General features: G+C 33.2%; 15 protein-coding genes. 10 read left to right on the plus strand and 5 right to left on the minus strand.

Going from position 1 to position 25861, the window contains the following annotated elements; all coding sequences use genetic code 11:
- The first annotated feature begins 43 nt into the window (after positions 1–43).
- The 4 genes from FJOH_RS07665 to FJOH_RS07680 all read left to right on the plus strand — a co-directional run bounded on the left by FJOH_RS07665 (position 44) and on the right by FJOH_RS07680 (position 6718).
- A complete protein-coding gene (locus tag FJOH_RS07665; protein ID WP_044048255.1) occupies positions 44–2545 on the plus strand; it encodes a DUF5686 and carboxypeptidase-like regulatory domain-containing protein in 2502 nt (833 codons plus the stop codon).
- 252 nt (positions 2546–2797) lie between these two features.
- Positions 2798–3397: a DNA-3-methyladenine glycosylase family protein gene (locus tag FJOH_RS07670; RefSeq protein ID WP_012023555.1), complete on the plus strand. Its 600-nt coding sequence runs from the start codon at positions 2798–2800 to the stop codon at positions 3395–3397.
- A 133-nt stretch (positions 3398–3530) separates the two neighbouring features.
- Positions 3531–4061: an inorganic diphosphatase gene (locus FJOH_RS07675; RefSeq protein ID WP_012023556.1), complete on the plus strand. Its 531-nt coding sequence runs from the start codon at positions 3531–3533 to the stop codon at positions 4059–4061.
- A gap of 113 nt (positions 4062–4174) precedes the next feature.
- On the plus strand, positions 4175–6718 hold the full coding sequence (locus FJOH_RS07680; protein WP_012023557.1) for a sodium-translocating pyrophosphatase: 2544 nt from the start codon (positions 4175–4177) through the stop codon (positions 6716–6718).
- 63 nt (positions 6719–6781) lie between these two features.
- On the opposite strand, the gene FJOH_RS07685 is transcribed toward FJOH_RS07680, so the two are convergent.
- Positions 6782–7312 carry a hypothetical protein gene (locus FJOH_RS07685; protein ID WP_012023558.1) on the minus strand — a complete coding sequence of 177 codons (531 nt, stop codon included), beginning with the start codon at positions 7310–7312 and terminating at the stop codon, positions 6782–6784.
- Between the two features lie 236 nt (positions 7313–7548).
- On the opposite strand from FJOH_RS07685, the gene FJOH_RS07690 reads away from it, so the two are divergent.
- Entirely contained in the window at positions 7549–8907 is a 1359-nt protein-coding gene (locus FJOH_RS07690) for an autotransporter outer membrane beta-barrel domain-containing protein (RefSeq protein WP_123875738.1), read from the plus strand.
- A gap of 117 nt (positions 8908–9024) precedes the next feature.
- Here FJOH_RS07690 and FJOH_RS07695 read toward each other — a convergent pair whose 3' ends face one another.
- Together FJOH_RS07695 and FJOH_RS07700 are read right to left on the minus strand one after the other, a co-directional pair.
- A complete protein-coding gene (locus FJOH_RS07695) occupies positions 9025–9639 on the minus strand; it encodes a deoxynucleoside kinase (protein WP_012023560.1) in 615 nt (204 codons plus the stop codon).
- A complete protein-coding gene (locus FJOH_RS07700; protein WP_012023561.1) occupies positions 9639–10442 on the minus strand; it encodes a hypothetical protein in 804 nt (267 codons plus the stop codon). The genes FJOH_RS07695 and FJOH_RS07700 overlap by 1 nt, the downstream gene beginning before the upstream one ends.
- 233 nt (positions 10443–10675) lie before the next feature.
- Between FJOH_RS07700 and FJOH_RS07705 the strand changes: the two genes are divergently transcribed.
- From FJOH_RS07705 to FJOH_RS07720, 4 genes are all read left to right on the plus strand, one after another.
- Positions 10676–11563, plus strand: coding sequence for a GLPGLI family protein (locus FJOH_RS07705; protein ID WP_012023562.1), 888 nt, complete (start codon positions 10676–10678; stop codon positions 11561–11563).
- Positions 11564–11622: 59 nt separating this feature from the next.
- Positions 11623–14310, plus strand: a complete 2688-nt coding sequence (locus FJOH_RS07710; RefSeq protein ID WP_012023563.1) for a carboxypeptidase-like regulatory domain-containing protein — start codon at positions 11623–11625, stop codon at positions 14308–14310.
- 93 nt (positions 14311–14403) lie between these two features.
- On the plus strand, positions 14404–16668 hold the full coding sequence (locus FJOH_RS07715; RefSeq protein ID WP_012023564.1) for a hypothetical protein: 2265 nt from the start codon (positions 14404–14406) through the stop codon (positions 16666–16668).
- A 147-nt stretch (positions 16669–16815) separates the two neighbouring features.
- Positions 16816–19074, plus strand: a complete 2259-nt coding sequence (locus FJOH_RS07720; protein ID WP_012023565.1) for a hypothetical protein — start codon at positions 16816–16818, stop codon at positions 19072–19074.
- Positions 19075–19135: 61 nt separating this feature from the next.
- On the opposite strand, the gene FJOH_RS07725 is transcribed toward FJOH_RS07720, so the two are convergent.
- Positions 19136–20908, minus strand: coding sequence for a DUF4153 domain-containing protein (locus FJOH_RS07725; protein ID WP_012023566.1), 1773 nt, complete (start codon positions 20906–20908; stop codon positions 19136–19138).
- A gap of 139 nt (positions 20909–21047) precedes the next feature.
- On the minus strand, positions 21048–22298 hold the full coding sequence (metK, locus tag FJOH_RS07730) for a methionine adenosyltransferase (RefSeq protein ID WP_012023567.1): 1251 nt from the start codon (positions 22296–22298) through the stop codon (positions 21048–21050).
- Positions 22299–22826: 528 nt separating this feature from the next.
- On the opposite strand from metK, the gene FJOH_RS07735 reads away from it, so the two are divergent.
- Complete coding sequence (locus FJOH_RS07735; RefSeq protein WP_012023568.1) at positions 22827–25673, plus strand: TonB-dependent receptor plug domain-containing protein; 2847 nt, start codon at positions 22827–22829, stop codon at positions 25671–25673.
- The last annotated feature ends 188 nt before the right edge of the window (positions 25674–25861 follow it).

Genomic DNA, 25861 nt, shown 5'->3' on the forward strand with positions numbered 1-25861 from the left:
CATCATTCATAGTTAATTGATGAAGTTTTTTTTTGCCCAGACAATGAAAAGAACAATTTTACTCAGCCTATTTTTTGTATTCGCATTTGCGGCTATTGTTACTGCACAAACAAAAGTGAGTGGAATTGTTTTGGACAAGTCTAATCAGCCGATACCATTTGCAAATGTTGTTTTTAAAGGTTCAAATATTGGAATTGTTTCTAACGAAGACGGTCGTTTTTATTTAGAATCATCAGAAACTTATACAGCATTATTGGTGAGTTCTGCGGGATTTTCAGATAAAGAAGTTCCTTTGGAAAAAGCAGTGAATTATAACTTTAAAATCGTTTTAAGCGAACCAGAAGCATTAAGTGAAGTTGTAATTTATACGGGTAAAACTTCAAAAAAGAATAATCCGGCATTGGATATTTTGAGAAAAATATGGGAGAGAAAGCGTAAAAACGGGCTTTACCAATTTAATCAATATCAAATGCAGAAGTACGAAAAAGTTGAGTTTGACATGAACACAATTGACAGTGCTTTTATGAAAAATAAACTCTTTAAAGGAATGGAGTTTGTTTTTAATCATGTTGATACTTCAGAAGTTACAGGAAAAACCTATCTGCCTATTTTCATTAACGAATCGGTTTATGATGTTTACGGAGATAACAGAATAAAGAAAGTAAAAGAAAACCTTACCGGAAATAAAATGTCTGGTTTTAATGGAAACCAACAGATTTTAGCTTTCGTAAAAGACCTTTATTCAGATTACAATATCTACGATAATCACCTTAAATTTTTTGATAAAAGTTTTACCAGTCCGCTTTCAAGAACCGGAATTGATGTTTACAATTACGTATTGAAAGACAGTGCTTATATTGATAAAAAATGGTGCTTTAATATTGTTTTTTATCCAAGACGTAAAAACGAATTAACTTTTAAAGGAGATTTCTGGGTAAACGATACCACTTTTGCGATCAAGAAAATTAATATGGGCGTTACTAAAAGTGCCAATATTAACTGGGTAAAAGATATTTATATCGAGCAGGAGTTTGAAGTAGAAAACGATTCTGTTTTCCTTTTAACCCGCGATTACATGATGTCTGATTTTGCTTTGAATAAAAAAGAAAAATCAAAAGGAGTTTATGGAAAACGAACGACCTTGTATCGTAATCATAAATTCAACATTCAAAAACCCGAAAAATTTTATAAAGAAGAAGTCAATTTCATAGATAATGCGGTCTATGAACGACCGCCGGAATTTTGGGAAGAAAATCGTTTTGAGAAATTAAATAAAGACGAAGCGGGTATTTATAAAATGCTCGATACACTGCAGACGGTCAAACGATTTAAGCAGCTGTATAATCTCGTCTCCATTTTAGGAAGCGGTTATATCGAATTTAAGAACTTCGATTACGGTCCTATTTATTCTACATTTGGTTATAATGAAGTCGAAGGTTTAAGGCTGAGAGTAGGAGGAAGAACGTATTTTGGACCTAATGATCCTTGGCGTTTGCAGGCTTATACAGCATACGGATTTGACGATAATAAATTCAAATACGGAGTTTCTGGTAAATGGATGATCGACAAGAAAAAACGTATTATTATTTCTGGAGGAAACAGGCGGGATATTGAACAAATTGGAGCCAGTTTAACCACAACAAATGATATTTTAGGACGAAGTTTTGCATCGTCGGCCTTGTTTACAACCGGAAGCAACGGAAAGCTCACGAATATTAATTTGAGCAACGTTTCTATCGAAATGGAGCCTAAAAAGAATTTTCTTGTTTCGGCAGGATTCTCTTATCGAACATTAGAATCGGCTTCAAAGACATTTAGTCTGGATTATTATACCACTTTGCCAAGTGTATCAGATCCGATGGGAGTGATAAAGAGTGATGTAAAACAATCAGAAGCCAATATCCAATTTGAGTATATGCCAAACCGAAAAACAATTGGTTATGGTGTCGAAAGAGATTTAGTTGACAGTCCTTTTAGTCATTTCTTTGTAAATTTCAGTTATGGTCTTAAAGGAGTTTTAGACAGCGATTTTGCTTACGAAAAAATTCAGGTTTTCTACAAACAGCCTATTATAATTGGACCTTTAGGAAGATCTAATATTATTTTGGAAACAGGAAAAACATTTGGAACAATTCCATTAGGGTTAATGAGTGTAATTCCGGGTAACCAGACTTATTTTACAATTGAAAATACGTTTAGCAACCTTAATTTCTACGAATTTGTAACAGATCAATATACTACTTTGCAGTGGAATCATGATTTTGGAGGAAGATTATTCGCGAGAATTCCGTTTATGAGAAAATTAAACTGGAGAGAGTTTGTAGGAGTTAGAGCGGTTCATGGAACTATTTCTAAAGCAAATCGCGAAATAAACGCTTCTGGACTTCCTTATAATGCACCAGAAAATGTATATTGGGAATACAATGCCGGAATTGGAAATATCTTTAAAGTCTTCCGTCTTGATTTTTCTTGGAGAGGAAACTATTTAGATATGCCGGATGCTCATAAATTTGCTATCAAAGGATCTTTCGGGTTCTATTTTTAATTATAAAAGACGCAAAGCTTCAAAGTTACATAGTCGCAAAGGTTTAAAATCTTTGCGGCTTTTTTTATGCTTAATTTTTTTTGCCCGCAGATTCTACAGATTTAAACCGGTCGAAGCAGATTTAATTTTTCAATCTTTAATTTTTCAATTTGAGCTTATCAGTCTAAATCTGTAAAATCTGCGGGCAAAAAAACTTTACAAGAATTAATTTCATTTTTAATTAATTTTGAAATTGACTTAAAAGTAAAAGTTATGCAGGAAGCTATCGATTTTCTAACCAATAAAAATCCAATCTTTCGGGAGATAATCGAAAAATATGGATTGCCGCCCATTCCAAAACGGCCTCAGGGGTTTGAAACTTTGGTGTTATTAATTTTGGAACAGCAGGTTTCTATAGATTCGGCGAAAGCCACATTCTTAAAAATAAAAGAATATACAACCTGCAATCCTGAAACGATGGTCATTTTACCTGATGAAGAATATCGAAATCTTGGAGTGAGCCGTCAAAAAACAAAATACATTAAAATTTTAGCCGAAGCAATTTTGAACAAAGAGTTAGATGTTGAAAGTTTAGCTTCAAAACCAGCAAAGCAGGTTCGTGAAGAACTTATTAAATTGAAAGGAATTGGAAACTGGACAATTGATATTTATTTAATGTTTTGTCTTCAGGAACCGGATTTGATTCCGTTAGGCGATATTGCAGTTGTAAATACCATTAAAGAACTGCTGGATATTCATGATAAACAAGAAATGGAAATACATGCAGAACAGTGGAGTCCTTATAGATCTTATGCGACCTATTTGCTCTGGCATTATTATTTAAATAAGCGAAATAGGAAAATTACATATTAACTGTCTGTTATATAAAAAGAAAAGTATATTAATTAATGTATATATATACAGATTAATATACTTTTTTCATTGTAAAAAAGGATTGTTTGGTTACTTTTGCAATCGAAATTATAGATATAATAATAAAACAAAAATGACCGCAGACAAACTAACAACTTTCGATGTATTAATCGAAATACCAAGAGGAAGCAGAAATAAATATGAGTACGATTTTGAAATCAAAAGAATGCGTTTCGACAGAATGTTATTCTCTTCAATGATGTACCCTGCAGATTACGGATTTATTCCAGAAACTTTAGCTCTTGACGGTGATCCTCTTGATGTATTGGTTTTAGTAAATGAACCAACTTTCCCTGGATGTGTTATGGAAGTAAAACCAATTGGTGTTTTCCATATGGCAGATGATAAAGGACCAGACGAAAAAATTATTTGTGTACCAGTTTCAGATCCAATCTGGAATTCATTAAACGATCTTTCTGATATTAACCCTCACTTAGTAAAAGAAATTGAGCATTTCTTCCAGGTTTATAAAGATCTTGAAAACAAAAAAGTTGATGTTGAAGGATGGGGAGATGTAAAAGAGGCTTACGAAATTATTGCAGAGTGCACTAAGCGTTTTGATGATATTGAAAATAAACCAGCAGGATTATTTAGTATTAAATAATTTAAGCATTCATAATTTATAAAAAAAGCAATACTGCCGTCAGGAGTATTGCTTTTTTGTTTAAATTCGTTTTAGTTAGTTTGTTGACTATTAACCAAAACCAATAAAATATTATGAATGCATTTATGATTTACCTGCCAATTGTCATGGCAGTTTTAGGATTACTTTTCATGGGAATAAAAAGGACTTGGGTTTTAAAACAAGACGCTGGAGACGGTAAAATGAAAGAGATTTCAGATTACATCTACGAAGGAGCCTTAGCCTTCCTAAAAGCCGAATACAAACTGTTAACCATCTTTGTAATTATTGCCAGCTTAGCTTTGGCAGGAATCACTTTTATTCCGGGAGTAAAAACCCATTTATTAATTGTAATTGCCTTTATTTTTGGTGCATTATTTTCTGCTTACGCCGGAAATATTGGAATGAAAATAGCAACTAAAACAAACGTAAGAACTACTCAGGCCGCGCGTACAAGTTTACCGCAGGCATTAAAAGTTTCTTTTGGCGGCGGCACCGTAATGGGTTTAGGCGTTGCTGGATTAGCAGTATTAGGTTTAACAGCCTTTTTTATAATTTTCTTTAATTTATTTTCTGGCGGAGTCTGGAAAGATACCGAAACAATGACCGTTGTTTTAGAAACTTTAGCGGGATTTTCGCTTGGTGCAGAATCAATTGCTTTGTTTGCCAGAGTTGGAGGCGGAATCTACACAAAAGCAGCCGATGTTGGTGCTGACTTAGTTGGTAAAGTTGAAGCTGGAATTCCAGAAGATGATCCGCGTAATCCTGCAACAATTGCAGATAACGTTGGAGATAACGTAGGTGATGTTGCCGGTATGGGAGCTGATTTATTTGGTTCGTATGTGGCAACCGTTTTGGCCGCAATGGTTCTAGGGAATTATGTTATAAAAGATATGGGCGGCAGTATTAATGACGCTTTTGGCGGTATTGGACCAATTTTACTTCCAATGGCAATTGCCGGTTTCGGAATTTTATTCTCAATTATTGGAACAACTTTAGTGAAAATTTCAGATGATAATGCTAAAGAAGCACAAGTACAGAAAGCATTAAATATAGGAAACTGGGTTTCAATTGTTTTAACAGCTGTAGCTTGTTTCTTTTTAGTACAGCACATGCTTCCTGAAACGATGCAGATGAGTTTCTTTGGAGAAGGATCAAAAGCCATTTCATCAATGCGTGTTTTTTACGCGACTTTGGTTGGATTAGTTGTTGGAGGTGCTATCTCATCAGTAACTGAATATTATACCGGATTAGGAACAAAACCAGTAATGGCTATTGTTCAAAAATCATCTACAGGAGCAGGAACTAACGTAATTGCAGGTTTAGCAACAGGAATGATTTCGACTTTTCCAACCGTATTATTGTTTGCTGTAGCAATTTGGATTTCGTATGCTTTAGCAGGATTCTATGGAGTAGCTTTAGCGGCTTCGGCCATGATGGCTACAACAGCAATGCAATTGGCAATTGATGCTTTTGGGCCAATATCTGACAACGCTGGTGGAATCGCCGAAATGAGCGAATTACCAAAAGAGGTTCGCACCAGAACCGATATTTTAGATTCAGTAGGAAACACAACTGCAGCAACCGGAAAAGGATTTGCGATTGCTTCTGCAGCTTTAACTTCATTAGCCTTATTTGCTGCTTACGTAACTTTTACAGGAATTGATGGAATTAATATTTTTAAGGCGCCAGTTTTAGCCATGTTATTTGTGGGTGGAATGATTCCGGTAGTTTTCTCAGCTTTAGCGATGAATTCTGTTGGAAAAGCCGCAATGGATATGGTTTACGAAGTACGTCGTCAGTTTAAGGAAATTCCGGGAATTATGGAAGGAACCGGAAAACCGGAGTATGGAAAATGTGTTGAAATTTCTACAAAAGCTGCTTTGCGTGAAATGATGCTTCCGGGAATTTTAACGATTGGTTTTCCAATTGCAATTGTACTTTTAGGAAAATTAGTTTACTCAGATAATAACCAGTTAATTGCTGAAATGCTAGGCGGATATATGGCTGGAGTTACGGTTTCTGGAGTTCTTTGGGCTGTTTTTCAAAACAACGCCGGAGGTGCGTGGGACAATGCTAAAAAATCTTTTGAAGCCGGAGTTATGATCAATGGAGAAATGACATACAAAGGTTCTGATGCACATAAAGCAGCGGTTACGGGAGATACAGTTGGAGATCCATTTAAAGATACTTCAGGACCTTCAATGAATATTTTAATCAAATTAACGTGTTTAATTGGATTGGTAATTGCACCAATTTTAGGAGAAGGACATTCTCCATCAGACATTGCAGGAAAAGCTTCTTGCTGTGCAAAAATAGAAATGCATGCCGGAGTTTCTAAATGCGGTGATATGTCTGGAATGACAAAAGAAGAATGTATTAAAATGTGTAAAGAAAAAGGCTGTTCGCCAGAAGAAACAGCAAAATGTCTGGCTCATTTTGATGCAAGTGGAAAATATCAAAAAACAGACTGTTTTGATACAAGTAAATATGAGAAAAAATCAGTTAATGTTGAAGTGAAAAATATAAACGGAAAAACCACAGGAACTGTTACTAAAACAGAAAATGGTAAAACAACAACCGAAGTTTTCGAAGGAACCGAAGAAGAAGTTTTAGCAAAAGTGGAAGCCGCTAAATAATAACTTTGACAACATTTCAAAATAAAAAAATGCCTCTAAAGAAATTTAGCGGCATTTTTTGTATCAAATTTTCTCAATTTTAATAATATCTGTTTTATTGTGTTCGAGATAATGGATTTTTATAGGCATCCCAATATATAATTGTGAAAACGGAAAAGGAGGATTGTTGTTTAGTAATGTTATTCTCCAGCTATCAATAATTCGATATTCAGTACTTATGATAAATCTAATTCCTATTCTATAATTATATGTTTCTTTAAAATCTAAAACAATAGTTGATTGGATTAATTTATTTTTTGCTTTTACACTCTTATAAGTATATATGTAACCAGGAATGACATATTTAAAAACTAAAAAAATCATAGCAGCTAATAACAGTAAGCCAAATAATTGTAATTCATCAAAATTATAAAATGAAAAGTCACTAATATAGGTATAGATGAAAAAGCCAAAAAGAGGTAATAGTAATATTCCTAAAACAATTCGACTTATGAATAATTTTTTGAACATTCTTTTTTCATCGTTAGATAAGGGAGAAGAAATAATTGTCATTTCGCTATAAATAAAAGTGCAAATATAGTAATTTTCTTTCATTTTGTTTTTTATGAAATTGAATAGTTAAAAAGAGAAAAATGCCTCTAAATTTTAGAGGCATTTTTTATTTGAGTTACTTAAGAAAAACAAAGAGCATATTTTTTCGGGGTTAAATAAATGTCTTAAAATGTTATTTTAAAAACTTTTTGCGGCTGTTTTCAATCTATTTTCAATCTAATTTCGCCCCTTATAAATCTAGGAGATTGAATTTTAGGAATTTGTAAAAAGATTAAGAAATGAAAAAAATTATACACATATTGCTATTACTGCAGAGTGGGTTTATTATGGCTCAAACTGAAACAGTTGTTTCACCAAATGGGAAAAAAGTGCAGGTTAATCCTTATGCTAACAATGGATTGCAGGCCAATAATGGTTATGTTCAGTTAGGCGGGCCATTAGTACAGCCTTCTGTTTTAACTACTGACAGTAACTTTACACTGGGAATAGCAGGACTAACAGCAGGTGCTGCTACAGATGATATTTTAGTATTAGATTCAAATAATATCTTAAGAAAAGTCAGCGCTTCTTCATTAACGTCAGGGTATTGGAGTTTATTAGGAAATGCGGGAACAAACTCTGCGGTTAATTTTTTAGGAACTACAGATAACACACCTCTTGTGTTTAAAGTTAATAATCAATATGCAGGTAAACTATCTTCTACATCGACGGCTTTTGGTTACAATGCTTTAAATTCTGTTACTGCATTACAAGGTGCAGGAAATACAGCTATTGGTGTTTCTGCAATGGCTCTTACTACCAGCACTGGTATGTATAATACAGCGCTAGGAGGGAATACTTTAGCAAATAATACTACAGGTAGCAATAATATTGCAATTGGATACCAGAGTGGTAATACTATTACAACAGGCAGTAATAACATTACAATAGGGGCATCAACTACTCCAGTTGGTCCAAGTTCGGCAGCGGCAAGTAATGAGATGAATATTGGTAATACTTTGTACGGTACTGGGGTTAACAACAGTAATGCAGGAAAAATAGGGGTAAACACCAATGCGCCAACCGCAGAAATGGACGTAAACGGTTATGCCAGAGTTCGTTCAATGAATGTGGGAGATCTAACTGATAACGTAGTAACAGCAGATGCAAATGGTAATTTGCGTCAAAGGGCAGCAATAGATGTTTCAGCAACTACATTGGGCTTTGCAAAGTTAGGTTCGGGGGTTAACTTTACTGCTTCTGGATCATATTTTTATACAGGGACTGTGCTTACTCTGGGGCCTGGTAAATGGCTGGTAACTTTAAATATGTTATTATCAAAATCATCAGGAACATTAGTTGCAACAGGTGCAACTGAAACCTGGTGGGTGCGTTCTGGTTTCAGTAACAGCTCTACTGTTTTTGCTACTAGCTCGGATATTATTTCTACTAATACACTTATAAGCGGTTTACTGCCATCTAGCAGCTATTATGCGATGCTTTATGGAACCGTAATTATTAACAATACTTCTGGAGCTAATAAAAACTATTATTATTGGGGCGGAAATGTAGCAGCTGTTAATCCTGCTGGTACAATGTTAAATTTTGGTGGCAGCAACTGGTCTGAAGATTATGTCACATTTCAAAAAATCAATTAATAAAGGAATATCCATTAATATAAAAAGAGGCTGTCTAAATCTAGACAGCCTCTTTTTTATTTAAAAGTGAAGTAAAAAAACTAACACAATTTTATTTGGTTTTTGCAGCGACAGAGACTAAAACAGCCCGTTCAATTCAGCATCAATTCTATTAATGATGTCTCCCAAATCTTCAGGATTATCAACAAAATTAATATTGTCAACATCAATAATTAGTAACTTTCCTTTTGTATAAGTCTGAATCCAGGCTTCGTATCTTTCATTTAAACGGCTTAAATAATCGATAGAAATAGAGTTTTCGTATTCGCGTCCGCGTTTGTGAATTTGTCCAACTAAATTAGGGATAGTGCTTCTTAAATAAATTAATAAATCTGGTGCTTTTACCAACGATTCCATTAATTCGAATAAAGACGTATAATTTTCAAAATCACGGCTTGTCATTAATCCCATTGCGTATAAGTTGGGAGCAAAAATATAAGCATCTTCATAAATCGTTCTGTCCTGAATGATTTTTTTTCCGCTTTCGCGGATTTGCTGCACCTGACGAAAACGACTGTTTAAGAAATAAATCTGTAAATTAAAAGACCAGCGTTCCATTTGATGATAAAAATCGTCTAAGTACGGATTATCAACTACATCTTCATAATGAGGCTCCCATTTAAAATGTTTCGCTAATAATTTAGTTAATGTAGTTTTTCCTGCGCCTATATTTCCTGCTATTGCTATGTGCATTACCGTGTTACGATTTTATAATTTAAAATTTCTTTAGCTGTAAAAATAGATAAAATTTGGTCTTTGTAATAGTATTTGTCAAACGTTTTTTCTAAAATTTCAATTTCTGAAATTGTGTTTGTATTTTCTCTCAAATACAGTGCATTAGCTTTGCTGAAAATGTATTTTTGAGGAGAAATTATTTCAATTTTATCAAAATCGGGAACGGTTCCCAAACTCGAAATTTTACCGAAAATATCACAAGAAAACCAATTGTTTTTTTTATCAATCCAAAAGAAAGTATTAAAGTCGGTTTGGTAATATTTTATGCTTTCTGTAAGCGGAATTGAAACTGTTTTGTATTCATTTTTTAAATAATCAAAAAGCCCGATCTGCTGGTTTAAAGTATTAAAAATCCAAAGCTGGTTTTGAGTCGACATTCCAATAGCGTTTACAACAATAGGAATGGTATTTTGCGAAAAATTAATTTCGGTCATTTTATTTAGTTGATTATCCAGAAGAACAACGCTGTTAAAATCTTCGTAAAACAATACAATTTTAAGCGGATTCTGAATGTCGACTTTAGTAATATTTCCCAAAGAGACATTTTTATATTCAAAAATCTCGTTTCCTTTTATTTTGGAGAAAACATTGTTTTTTATCTGATATGAATATCCAAAAGAGTCATAACCAATAAATTCATCGGCATCAATTTTAAATTTTGAAATTAAAACAGGATTTACTTTTTGGCTTTGCCCAAATATAATCGAGGAAAAACATGCGATAAACAGCAATACTAAAATTTGGCGCAGCGTTTTACTCATAAATTTAATAATTTCGAATAGCCAAAGTACAAAAAGTGCAGTAAAGAATACCTTTAAATTAGCATTTTAGCCCATATTTAGATTTAAACCTTTCCAAAATCTAATAGTCTTACAAACTTGCTGTTCTGTCGATAGCATTTTGGCATTAATATATTTAACTTTCAGTATCTTAAAATTAATAATAAATTTGAATGTAAGTTTGACCAACTTTACAATCTATTAAACATTTACACATGAAAAAACTAACCTATTTGCTTTTAGTATTGGCTTTCAGTCAGGTTCAGGCACAAAAAGATTTTCAGGGAATGGCGGTTTACGAATCTAAAACTCAGGCTCCTAAATTTGAAGGAATGAGAGCAGGAAATCGTGATATAACGCCGGAAATGCAAAAATCAATGGAAGAGCGAATGAAAAAAATGCTGGAGAAAACTTTTATTTTAAATTTTGACAAAACGGCTTCTATTTATAAAGAAGAAGAAAAATTAGATACTCCCGGACAGCAGGGCGGAGGGATGCGAATGATGATGAACTCTATGATGGGAGGCGGAGGCACTTTTTATAAAGATGTTAAAACCAAATCCTATACAGTTGATAAAGAATTTATGGGTAAAGAATTTCTAGTTGTAGATTCTCTGCCAAAATTAAATTGGAAACTGGAACAGGAAACCAAACAAATAGGCGGGTACAATTGTTTTAAAGCAACAGCTGTAAAAGAAGCCAGTAAAACCGATTTTAGAAATTTCAGACCTAAAAATAATGATGATAAAAAGGATGAGGTAAAAAAGACTTCGGGAGATACAAAAACGAATTTTGAAGACAATTTTGAAATTCCGAAAGAAATTGTTGTTACAGCTTGGTATACGCCGGAGATTCCGGTTAATCAGGGTCCGGAAAACTATTGGGGACTTCCGGGTTTAATTTTGGAAGTTAACGATGGAAAAACAACCATTTTATGTTCTAAAATTGTTTTAAATGCCAAAGATAAAGTCGAAATAAAACCATCTAAAAAAGGAAAAGTAATTTCTCAAAAAGACTATGATGAAACGGTAATTAAAAAAATGGAAGAGTTTAGAGAAATGAACCGCGGACGTGCCGGAGGCCCACCGCCAATGGGAAGATAAAATTTATACGATTCCAAAAAAAATCCCGAAGCTTCGGGCCAAATTCCAATATTCTGATAATGAATAAAACACTTTTTATTTTTGCCTTATTTTTTACTTCTATATGCTTTTCTCAAAGTGTTCGTTTTGATGGTTTTATTCAGGATGAGCAGAAAAATCCGTTGGAAATGGCCAATATTATGGCGGTTAACAATACCACAAAAGCAATGGATTCTTATGGAATTACCAATGATAAAGGAAAATTTCAGCTCACTTTAAAGCCTAATACTTCTTACACGGTTAAAGTAAGCTATCTTGGAATGAAGTCTAAAGAAATTGCCGTTTCGACCAAAACCGAAAACATTGCCCAGAATATTGTTATGGACGGCGCAGGAATAGAACTCGAAGGTGTTGAGATTGTTCGTGAAATGCCGGTTTCTATAAAAGGCGACACGATTGTTTACAATGCCGATTCTTTTAAATCTGGAACCGAAAAAAAACTCGAAGATGTCCTGAAAAAACTTCCAGGCGTTGAGGTAAATGCCGATGGTGAAATTGAGGTTGAAGGAAAAAAAGTAAGTAAATTAATGGTAGAAGGAAAAGACTTTTTTGACGGCGATACCAAACTCGGAGTCAAAAACATTCCTGCAGATGCTATTGATAAAGTTCAGGTTTTAAGAAACTATAACGAAATAAGCCAATTAAAAGGTCTCGAAAACGATCAGGAAAATGTGGCAATGAACATTAAGCTGAAAGAAGGTAAAAAGAACTTTTGGTTTGGAGATGTTACTGCCGGAACCGGAGTTGCAGAATTAGACAGCCGTTATATTATTAATCCGAAATTGTTTTATTACAGTCCGAAGTATAGTATAAACTTAATTACCAATTTTAATAATATTGGAGAACTGCCGCTTACGGCTCAGGATTATTTTAAGTTTACAGGCGGATTTAAAAACATGATGAAAAAAGGAGGCAGCAGTTTTAATGTTTCATCAAATGATTTAGGAATTTCAGTTTTAAGAAACAACAGGGCCAAGGAAATTGAAACCAAATTTGGCGCGACAAATTTCTCTTATTCTCCAGCAAAAACATGGACTATAAGCGGTTTTGGAATCCTTTCGACTTCAAAAACCGATTTAGAAACTAAATCCCAAACCACGATTCTAGATTCTGGAGATCAGCAGAAACGAGATGAATTAACGCATCAAAAAAATAATTTAGGACTTTTTAAATTAAGTTCGACTTATAAACCAAACGATAAATTTCAGTTTGATTATGACATCTTAACTAAATTGTCTAAACAACAAGAAGACACTGATTTACTGCGTGAGTCTGTTGTAAACAATGTGGCGGATGCAGAAAGTATTTTTACGAATAAAAAGCAGGATCCAACCTCGGTAAACCAAAATTTAAGTTTGTATTATACACAAAGTGCCAAGAATATTTTTGCCTTTGAAATGCAGCATTTATATCAGGATGAAAATCCTTTTTATAATGCCAATTTGCGAACACAGCCTTTTGACTTAGCAGGTTACACAGTAGGACAAAATAGAAACGATTTAAACCAGGATCGTTTTGTAAAAACCAATAAACTAGATGCAAAATTGGATTACTATTATATGATAACACCAAAAAGCAACATCAATATTACTTTAGGGAATACATATTCATATCAAAATTTTAATTCTCATATATTCCAAATTTTGGATAATGGAGACCGAAATGACTTGGAAACTCCTGAAAATAATAATGATGTCAATTATAACTTTGATGATGTTTTTCTGGGATTTCATTATAAAATCTTAACCGGGAAATTTACTTTCACGCCAGGTGTCAGCGTACATTCTTATGCAATGAAAAACACGCAGTTAGGGACAGATTATTCTCAGAATTTCGTAAAAGTTCTGCCGGATTTCTTCGCTTTGTACCAAATTAAAAAATCAGAAACGCTGACGTATAATTTTTCGCTGACAAATGATTTTACAGATATCAACCAATTAGCAGCTGGTTATGTTTTGTCTGATTACAGCAGTTTATTCCATGGAAATCGTTTCTTAGAAAACGCAACATCACAAGTACATTCGCTTCGCTATTTTAAATACAATATGTTCAATTTTGAGAACATTTTTGCCAATGCAACCTATACTAAAAAAGTAGATGCGATTAAAACGCAGGCAGATTTTGAAGGAATTAATCAGTCATCAGTTCCATACAATTCAAATTTAGCCGATGAAACTTTCAGCGGAATGGGAACTTACGGCCGCTCTTTCCTGAAAAACTATAAAGCATCGGCAACAGCAAGTTTGAACTGGTCAAAATTCAACAACATTCAAAATGATAAATTAGCCACAACAGAGAGTTTTGTTCAAAATTATACCATAAGAGCTTCGACTAATTATAAAAACCTGCCAAATATTGAATTTGGTTATAACCTTTTGGTCAATAAATACAGCGGTTCTACATTTTATACCGATAAGCCTTTTGCCAGATTAGATTATTATTTTTTAGATAGTTTTTCTTTTGTTTCAGAATATGAATTCTACCATTATTACAATGGAAACAAAACAGTAGATAACGAATACGACTTTTTGAGCGCCAGTTTAATCTACCAAAAGAAAAACAGTAAATGGGAATACAAAGTCTCGGCAACCAATTTGCTCAACACGAAATATCTTAACGACGACAGCTTCTCACAATTTTCAACAAGAGTCTCTCAATACACCGTACAGCCTCGTTACATCATATTTTCGATGAAATACAATTTGTAGTATTTTGATTTCAAATATTATAGTTTTTTATGATTTGTTTAGGCAGGAATCAAATATCTTTGTGCTATATTATTAACAACAAAAAATGTAGTTATGCGCAATTTTATTTGGAGTTTATCACTCTTGTTTGCCGGAATGTCTGTTTTTTTCGCTCAAACAAAAGGTATCGAAAAAGGAACCTATTTATCTACAAATAAAGGAGAAAAAATAAAACTAAATTTATTAGACGATAATAAATACGAATTGGTTTTTTATACCGGAGATTATGAAATTAAAGGCGATTCGCTGGTTTTTTCTAAAAAGGAAAAATCAGAAAACAGATTCGATCTTTCATTTAAAAATGATAAAAAAGCCAAAAAGGTCAAAATTAAGTTCTTAAATCCTTCTTATTATTCATTTTATATAGGAACTCAAAAAGGTTCAGAAGCAATTCAATACCAAAGAGTTTCTGATATTAAAACAAAAGTAGATCCAAACTGGACATCAACAGATTTAGATTTTGAAATAGACAAAACAGATTTTCTGTATCTGGTTTATGAAGATTATGACGGAAAAAGTGATGTTAGTAAATATGCATTGCCAAAAGATGTTTCAGAGGTAACAATTGATTATCAGCTGCAGCTTTTGGGCAGGATGAACATTGCCGGATTTTATGATAGAAAAACAAACGAGCTGAAAGTTTCTGAAAGATCAGGGAAAGATCCTTTGGTTTTTATGAATGAAAAAGATGTACAGCCGGCTAAAGCTCCAACAGTTGTTCCATTAGAAAATAATATAGTGACAAACTGGACTTATCCGGGCAAAAGCTCTTATTATGACAGCTATGGAGGTGCAGCAACAGATAGTATATATAATGGTCTTGCGGTTGACAGTACAGCGGTACCTGCAGCAGATTATACGATAGATACAGCGAGTTCTTACTCTCAGTACAATTTCAAACTAAAAATTGAAAGCAGTTTAAGCAAGGCATTAGCTGCTACAAAAGAAGCTGCCAGCAATAAGTTTTTAGTAGTTTATCATGACAGTAATAAAACAGCTAAAGAAACTTTTAATGCTTTTGTAAAAGATCAGGAAACACAGACTGGCTATAATATGTATGACAAATATTATGAACAGTATGATATCTATAATTATTATCTGGCTGGAGCCGATGATAAAAAATGGCTGAAAAACAATAAAATAACAAACGATCCAAGTGTTTTTGTTTTAAATAAAAATGGCGATGTACTGGCGCTTGCAAAATCAGATTTAACATCAAAACAATACCAATTTAGTTATTACGGAGATTTTTACCGTAAACTATTGCGTGCAGATGCTTTCCTGGCTATTGATAAGACTTTGAAAAATAAAAAAGCGTCAGATACAGATTTAATAAGCGCATTTAATAAGGCAGCTTTGCTGGAAGCACCTTATGATTATGATTCAGATTATACTGTAGATGATCCTAGTGAGTTTGTAATTTCAAAAACAGCATTAGATAAAAAAGAAGTTACTCAAACCTGGAAAAAATTGATTGAAGCACATCAAAAAGATAAAAAACCCGATATGATTTTGGTAGAAACAATCATAAGAGAAATCAAAAATCAAGGATTTACAAAACAGCTTTTTAACGAAGACAAAATCTTAAACGATACAGATTTCCTTGCAATTGATTATCTACTAAAACATTCTGATGAAATCGAAAGCAATCGTGCAGCATTTAACAGCAATGCGCCAGAAATTCATAACATAGGTAATCCAGTTTCTGAAGTTTCTAATGCGTTGCAGACAAATGTATATGCTTCTCAAGATGGAGTGACTGGAGATATGAATAAAGAGAAAATCAATTCTGTTTATAAAAAAATCATTGCTTCTGGAAAAGGAAATTTTGATGCCTACAGAAATTATTTTTATTACTTAGCCCAGATAGAAGATAACGACGGATCTAATATAACGTACTTAAAAGAGTTTAATACTTATTTTGATAACACGTTAGCAGGATCAAGTCCAATTGAAAAATTAGACGCTATTTTTGAAGGATTAGATTCAAGCTCTAGTTATTCGTATGACGGATGGAATTCATTTAAATTATACCATTCAGATATTTGCAATAATGCAGCCTGGACTGTTGTACAGAAACCGCAAAACTCAAACTTTATTAAAGATGCCATAAAATGGTCTGAATATAGTTTAGTAATATCTAAAAACAATCCATATTATTTAGATACACTTGCACAGTTGTATTACAAAGACGGACAAAAAGATAAAGCTGTTGCTACTCAGACTCTGGCAGTAAAATACTTAACCGATACTGTTGAAGAGGAAACTGCAAATGATATAAAAGAAGTTTTATCTAAAATGCAGAACGGAACATACTAAAATCTTTTAAACACAATAAAAAAATCCAATGGCTAATAAGTCATTGGATTTTTTATTGTAGTATTTTAACTACAATATTATGATTTTTTTGGCTTTGTTTGAGAGTGAATCAGATAATTTTGTACTATTATTAAATACAAAATAGTCATGCGCAATATTGTTTGGAGTTTATCACTCTTGTTTGCCGGAATGTTTGTTTCTTTCGCTCAAACAAATGGTATTCAAAAAGGAACTTATTTATCTACAAATAAAGGTGGAAAAATAAAACTAAATTTATTAGACGATAACAAATACGAACTGGTCTTTTATACGGGAGAATATGAAATTAAAGGCGATTCGTTAGTTTTTTCTAAAAATGCACAATCAGAAAACGGGTTTAATCTTTCGTTTAAAAATGATAAAAAAGCCAAAAAGATTAAGATTAAAATCTTAGACCCAACTCTTTATTCAGTTTATATAGGACCTAACTTTTATATAGGTACTCAAAAAGCTTCAGAAACAGTTCAGTATCAAAGAATTTCTGATATTAGAGCAAAAGTAGATCCAAACTGGACATCAACAGATTTAGAATTTGAAATAGACAAAACAGATTTTTTGTATTTGGTTATAGAAAATCATGACGGAAAAAGTAATATTAGTAAATATGCACTGGACAAAGATGTTTCAGAAGCAGCAATTGATTATCAGTCACAGCCTTTAGGTAATCTCAATTTTGCCGGGTTTTATGACAGAAAAACAAACCAGCTGAAAGTTTCTGAACCATTAGTAAACGAGCCTTTCGTATTTGTAAACGAAAAAGATGTACAGCCGGATAAAACGCCTAAAGTTGTTCCTTTAGAAAATCAAACTATAACAAACTGGACTTATCCGGGAAAAAGCCCTTATTATGACTATTATGGAACTGCTGTAGACAGTACTCAAAATAATGCAATTGATAGTGTTGCTGTTGACACAACTGCATACGCTTCAACAGATTATTCATATAATTTTAAACTTAAAATAGAAAATAATCTAAAAAGTGCTCTTGCTGCAACTAAAGATGCTAAAACTAAGTTTTTAGTTGGAATTGTAGACAGCAAAAATCCCTCTGCAAAAGCAAATTTTGATGCATTCATAAAAAGTCAGGAATCACAGACAGGATACAACATGTATGATAAATATGATGCAAAATATGATGTTTATAATTATTACATGGCCGGTGCCGATGATAAAAAATGGCTGAAAAACAATAAAATAACAAACGACCCAAGTATATTCATTTTAAACGGAAACGGTGATCTATTAGCTGTTGCAAAATCTGATTTAATATCAAACCAATATCAGTTTAGTTATAATGGCAGCTATTATCTTAAACTATTGCGTGCAGATGCTTCTATGTCTATTGGTAAAGTCCTGAAAAATAAAAAAGCATCTGATGCTGATTTGATTCAGGCTTTTAATAAAACGGCAGCACTGCAAACATCTTATGATGATGATTATACTGCATATGATTCTGCTGATCTGGTAATTTCTAAACCAGCCTTAGATAAAAAAGAAGTGGCTCAAACCTGGAAAAAATTAATTGAGGCACATCAAAAAGATAAAAATCCAGATATGAGTTTGGCAGAAACCATTATAAAAGAAATTAAGAATGTTGGATTTACCAAACAGCTTTTTAACGAAGACAGAATTTTAGACGATACAGACTTCTTAGCAATTGATTATTTGTTAAAACATTCTGATGAAATAGAAAGTAATCGTGCAGCATTCAATAATGATGCACCGGAAGTTCATTATATAGACAATGTTTTTTCTGAAATTTCCAATGCATTGCAGGGTAATCTAAATGTTTCTAAAGATGGAGCAGGAGGAGAAAAAAACAAAGACAAAGTCAATTCGATTTATAAAAAAATCATTGCATCTGGAAAAGGAAATTTTGAATCCTATAGAAACTATTTTGACTATTTAGGTCAGTTTACAGACAATGACGGTTCTAATACAACCTACTTAAAAGAGTTTAATACTTATTTTGATAATACATTAGCAGGGGCAAATCCAATTGAAAAATTAGATGTTATTTTTTCAGGATTAGACCCGAACTCTAGTTATTCTTATGACGGATGGAACTCATTTAAACTTTACAATTCAGATATTTGCAATAATGCAGCCTGGATGGTTGTATTAAAATCTCAGAATTCTAACTTTATTAAAGATGCTATAAAATGGTCTGAATATAGTTTAGTAATATCTAAAAACAATCCATATTATTTAGATACGCTGGCACAGTTGTATTACAAAGACGGACAAAAAGATAAAGCCATTGCAACTGAGACTCTGGCAGTACAATATTTAACCGATAGTGTTGAAGAACAAACTGCAAATGATATAAAAGAAGTTTTATCTAAAATGCAGAATGGAACCTATTAATATCAAGATATCAGAATAAAAAGAAACCCGGCAAATTTTAGTTTTGCCGGGTTTTCTTTTACTATTTTTTAATGCCTGCCATTACTTTGATTTGATAATGTGCAGGATCTTTTTTATTGTTTTTTATCTTACCATTTACACTTAGATAATTCAGTAAAATAATATATTTTGAAGTTTCTATTTTCTGTTCTATTTTATTTTCAGAATCATAATCTCTTTTAAAAGCAGAATTTGCATTAATAAAATCGTTTATTTTAAGAGGAATAATGTCTTTATTAATCTGTAATTCCTGACCATAATTTGTAGTTTTAGACTTAATTGAATATGTAGTGCCATTCAAAGTAATACATTGGTTACAGTCGAATGCATTGTTTTTATTCAAAATAAAAATGAAATCATAACCATGAATGTTATCCACAACATTATTATTGTTTTCATAGTAATAATAGTTAAAATAATCATTTTCTTTAGGTTTGTCTTCATATTCAGATCGATACTGAAAACCTAAACTTTCCATTATTTTAGTTGATCCCGGATCTTTGTCTTTTTTGTACAGCGCATCTAATTTTTTATGCGCATACGGAAGCATAATTTCAAAAGAGTAATTTCTTTGTAAAAAATAAACAATACTGCTTAATTCTTTTTCTTCCTCAAAAGTTAATGTTTTGCCTTGAGCTTTTTGCAGATAGTTTTCGAATCGGGATAACTGACTGTATTTTGAAACAGAATCAGCACTTTGCGGTCCAATAATCGAAAACAAACCGGCAATGCACATGGTTATAGGGATGAATTTTATTTTTGGATGTTTTGCAATTAAAAAATAAGCCACAACAACCGCGAGCCAAATAGATAATAATAAAACATAATAACGTTCGTGAGTAAATCCGTAAAGATTAATTCGGTATAAAATGGCCCAAAAAAGCAATGCCAACAACGGAATTAATAAAAAATAAAACCAGCGGTTAAAGGTACGCATCCATAAATTACCGCTTTCATTTGCAATAGGATGTATCAATAAAAAAGAAAGAATTCCAACGATAGCAAATGCCAGAACCAGATACGAAACCCATCCTACAGGAAGCGAAAGCGTAACCAGAATTTTGGCTTCGTAACAAATTAATATTACCAGATAAATACTTATAAGAGGAAGTAACACAAACTGAGTGAAATTTTTAAGTCCTTTTGGGTAATTTAATTCAAGCGGGAATTCTTTGCTATTCGTTTCAGGAACACCGCTTAAAAAGAAAATAGTATTAAAAACTCCTGCAATGACAAAAAATAGATATCCGTATATTTTGCCATCAAATTCTACTTTAAATAATTGATCGACGGCTAAAATTGCTAAAGCTAAACCAGTATAAAGAACAATACTATACAAACCTGAAGTAAGAATTCGTATAAAAAGCTGTTTATTAAATTCCCAAAACTCTTCCTGATTGTATGTTCTTGGAATAAAACCTGCAAAAGAAACCAATAAATGCAAAGTAAGGTTGAGAACAAAAAACTGCTGCCATTGAGCATCTGAGACTCTTTCTCCAAAATTAAATACAAAAGCAATTAAAGGTACGCTGACTAGTATACTAACAGTAAAGCGTATGATATTGTTTTTGTGTTTGGCAGCAAAAAATAAACTTGCAGAAACAAACCAAACCAGGCATAAAGAGCAGCTCATGATTGCTTTTAAATAGAATTCGTCATGGTTCGAATAATCCTGTCTAATATTTAAAACAGCGAAAATGGTACCGCAAATTGCTGTAATAGTTTCTAAAGGAAATCTCAGAATAGTTTTTTGCGCTGCATTTAACACGTTCTGTAATGAAGGAAGTCTGCTCATTTTTTAGTCAGTTATTTTGTACTAAGGAAAGCAAATGCCGTCAAATAAACAAATAAAAAATCCCGAACTCTAAACAAATAGAATTCAGGATTTATATATAAGTAAGATTAAGGAAATTTAGCTTTGAAGCTTAAAAAAATTATAATCCAAATGCAGTTTTTACCTGGTCAACAAAATCAAGTTTTTCCCATGTAAACAACTCAACAGTAACAGTTTTTTCGTTTCCGCCTGGAGCAGAGAAAGTTTTAGTAACCGTTTCTGGTTTACGTCCCATGTGTCCGTAAGCAGCCGTTTCGCTGTAAATAGGATTTCTTAATTTTAAACGCTGCTCAATAAAGTAAGGACGCATATCAAAGATAGCTTCTACTTTTTTAGCGATTTCACCGTTTGTTAAGTTTACTTTAGAAGTCCCGTAAGTCTCAATGAAAATACCCATTGGCTCAGCAACTCCAATTGCGTAAGAAACCTGAACTAAGATTTCGTCAGCAACACCTGCAGCAACTAAGTTTTTAGCGATATGACGAGTTGCATAAGCAGCACTTCTGTCTACTTTACTTGGATCTTTTCCAGAGAATGCACCACCACCGTGAGCACCTTTACCTCCGTAAGTATCAACAATAATTTTTCTTCCTGTTAAACCAGTATCTCCGTGAGGCCCTCCAATAACGAATTTTCCTGTTGGGTTAATATGGTAATTGATTTTATCGTTAAATAAATGAGCGTGCTCAGGGTTTTTAGCGATAATTCTTGGAATCAAAATTTCGATAACATCTTTTTTGATTTTAGCAAGCATTGCAGCTTCTTCATCAAAATCATCATGCTGAGTCGAGATAACAATCGCGTCAATACGAGTTGGTTTGTTATCGTCGCTGTATTCTAAAGTTACCTGAGATTTAGCATCTGGACGTAAATACGTGATTTCTTTGTTTTCACGTCTTAAAATAGCTAACTCTTGTAATAATTTATGAGATAAATCAAGTGCCAATGGCATGAAGTTCTCAGTTTCGTTTGTAGCGTAACCAAACATCATTCCTTGATCTCCAGCACCTTGCTCTTCCGGCTTAGCTCTGTCAACTCCTTGGTTAATGTCTGCAGACTGCTCGTGAATAGCTGATAAAATTCCACAAGAATTTGCCTCAAACATATATTCACTTTTAGTATATCCAATTTTACGGATTACCTCACGTGCAATTTGTTGTACATCAAGATAAGTATTTGATTTTACCTCACCTGCTAAAATAACCTGACCTGTAGTAACCAATGTTTCACAAGCTACTTTCGAATCAGCGTCAAATGCCAGAAAGTTATCAATTAAAGCATCCGAAATTTGATCTGCAACTTTGTCTGGATGCCCTTCACTAACAGATTCTGACGTAAATAAATAAGCCATAATAATTTATTAAATTAACATTAAGCGAGGAAAAGTAATTGCTGAAAGTGCTAAAGGAGAGTTCCTGCTTTAGCATTTTTTACTACCGAAATCTTTGTTTCGGCATCCATAATGAACCGTTTCATTATGAAGAGGTTGCAATCAGTTCAAATTTTTCCTCTGTATTCGCGTGCAAAGGTATAAAACCATTTTGATTTGCAAATTAAAGTTCAACTTTTTTTATTTTTTATAGCAGAAATTTAACAAAAGCATACTATTTTGATAGGGTAATAGAAAATATTTTGATTTTTGTTTGGCTGATTAAAAAATAGTTTGCAAATTTGCCTTGTTAAAATCACAGAACAAAAATGAAATTTACAGTTTGCAATATGATGTCTTGTAAGATGCCGGAATTCTCCGCAGAGACTCTATTGTAGATTTTTTTCAACAATATAATAGAACCTCTGCCCGCCGCAGAGGTTTTTTTTGTTTCAAACCGAAAAAACTGTAAGTCTTTTAAGCCAAAAACAAATTAATCACTAAAAAGAAATGAAAAAAAATGTACTAATCGTTTTGGGTCTTGTGACATTTTCAGGCCTTTATGCTCAGGACAATAAAACCGAGCAGGATTCTTTGAAGAATAATGAATTGTCAGAAGTAACCATAATTGGATCAAGAAGTAAGAACAGAGTAAAAACAGATGTGCCGGTTCCGGTTGATGTTTTTAATATTGCCGATATTACAAAAGGAGCGCCGCAAACCAGCGTAACTCAAATTTTAAATTATGTTGCGCCGTCGTTTACAAGTAACGCAACATCAACTGCCGATGCAACAGATCACGTTGATCCGGCACAATTAAGAGGTTTAGGACCAGATCAGGTTTTAATTTTAGTAAACGGAAAACGAAGACATACCAGCGCATTGGTAAACATAAACGGATCGCCGGGAAGAGGATCTGTAGGAACTGATTTAAATGCCATTCCATCTTTTGCTATTGAAAGAATCGAAGTTTTGAGAGACGGTGCGGCTGCACAATATGGTTCAGATGCTATTGCAGGAGTTATCAATATCGTATTAAAGAAAAATGCCAACTATATTTCTGGAGGAGTTCAGTATGGAGCTAACTTGTCATCAGGTTCAAATAACTTTAAAGGAGGATCAGATGGACAAACAACCCAGATTGATTTAAATTACGGAACTTCTTTAGGAAAACCCGGAAGTTATTTAAACCTAACTGCTGTTGGTGTAACAAGACAGGCAACAAGCAGAGCAGGAATTAGAAATAACGGAATTTTTAATGCTTATAATGCTGTAGAAAACAGAGCGGCTCAAAATGGAGTCGAAATCAATTCATTGTTCAGTAATATTAATGCGACTGGAAATTCGGCACAAATTATAAGTTCGCTGCAGCAATATGCGCCGCAGGTAAGTTATTTTACAACAGCACAGCAAAATGCAATTGCATCGGCAACAACAATTGCTCAAATGCAGACAGCGCTTAATTTTGATGTTACTAATAATGAGTTAGCTTACAGAGGACAGCAAAGAGCAGATTATAATATGAGTGTGGGTCAGTCAGAATTGGCTTCGGGACAGGCATATTATAATGCAAAATATCCTTTAACCGAAACAACTTCACTATATTCATTTGGAGGAATCTCTTATAGAAACGGGAAATCGTATGCTTTTAACAGACTGCCAAACGGTTCAGGAACTTTCACGCAAGTGTATCAAAACGGATTTTTACCGGAAATTGAATCTAAAATTTTAGATGCTTCAGCTGCACTTGGGGTTACAACAAATATTTTAGGCTTCGATACAGATTTAAGCACCAATTTAGGAACCAATTCATTTAATTATGATGTAAACAATACTATCAATGCTACTTTAGGAACCAATTCACCTTTGAGTTTCGATGCTGGAAAAGTTTCATTTTTACAAAGCACAACCAATTTAGATTTCAGTAAAAAGCTTGATGTTCTTTCTGGATTAAATGTTGCTTTTGGAGGAGAATTTAGATATGAAAATTACCAAATTAAAGCAGGAGAAGAAGCTTCATACGGATTATATGATGTAAACGGAGCTTTGGTAACCGGAATTTTACCAAGTACTTCACCTTTAATTGTTACTGATTTCTTTGGCAACAAACGTGGAGCGGGAGCGCAGGGATTCTCAGGATTTCAGCCTTCAGATGCTAAAGAAAAAGACAGACAAAGCGGTGCTGCCTACATTGATTTAGAGTTGAATGCAACCGAAAAATGGCTGGTAAACGGAGCGGCACGTTATGAAAACTATTCAGATTTTGGAAGTACAGTTACTTTTAAATTAGCTTCTCTTTTAAAATTAACAGATAATATCAATTGGAGAGTTTCAGGACAGACAGGTTTTAGAGCGCCATCATTACAGCAAAAATATTTTGAAAGCAGTTCTACACAATTCATTAATGGGGCGCCTTATCAGGTTGGATATTTTACAAATGATTCTCAGGCCGCAAAAAGTATTGGTGTAGAAAATTTAAAACCAGAAAAATCAAAAAGCATCAGTACAGGATTTACATTTAAAATTCCGGAAGCAAACATTACAATTTCTACAGATGCTTATTATACAAGAATCAACGACAGAATTGTTTTATCAGGACAATATGCAAGACCAACAGATGCACAGATAAATGCTGCAACATCGCAGACACAAAAAGATGCTTTGACATTGTTTCAACAGGCATTTGATTTAAAAGGTGTTGAGAGAGCTTCATTCTGGACAAACGGAATTGACTCAGAAACAAAAGGAGTTGATTTAGTAATTTCTCAAAAATATGATGTAATTCAGGATTTTGTAATCAGAAACGATTTTGCTTTAAGTTTTAATGAAACAAAAAGAGTAGGCGCTTTAAATGTACCACAGTCTATTATTGATGCAGGAGGCGATCCTTATATATATTCATTTTTTCCTGAGTCAAGCCGAATTTATTTAGAAGAAGCAATTCCGAAATTAAAAGCAAACCTAACAACGACTTTCAGTATCAAAAAACTGGATATATATTTAAGGAACAGCTATTTTGGAAAAGTAACAGATCCGGGAGCAACAGATGTTAATTTAGATGGATTTTCTTCTGTTTACGAACATCCGGAATACAGTGCAAAACTAGTAACCGATTTATCTTTTGGATACCAGATAAACGAACATTTTAGAGCGACTGTTGGATTTAATAATATAGGAGATGTTTATCCGGACAGAAATAATCCTTCGACTCCGGCTTTCACAAACACAACTCCAACTTTATCTCCGGCGCCAAGTACAGACTTAACAAACGCAAATCAGTTTGCATATTCAAGAGCTGTATCGCAATTTGGATTAAACGGAAGATTTGGATTTGCACGTTTAAGCTTTAAATTTTAAAGTAAAAGAATAGACCACAGATTATAAAGATTAGACGAATTAGCGCTGATTTTTTAAATCAATGTAATCTTATTAATCTGTGGCTAATTTTTTTATGATATTAATTAAGCTGGAGAACTTAATTTAATTGAGTTAGAAAATTTTAATATAAAATATCAAACTTTTATTTGGCAGTTAGAAAAATAGTT

Origin of the sequence: Flavobacterium johnsoniae UW101 (assembly GCF_000016645.1) — a bacterium.
GTDB lineage: Bacteria > Bacteroidota > Bacteroidia > Flavobacteriales > Flavobacteriaceae > Flavobacterium > Flavobacterium johnsoniae.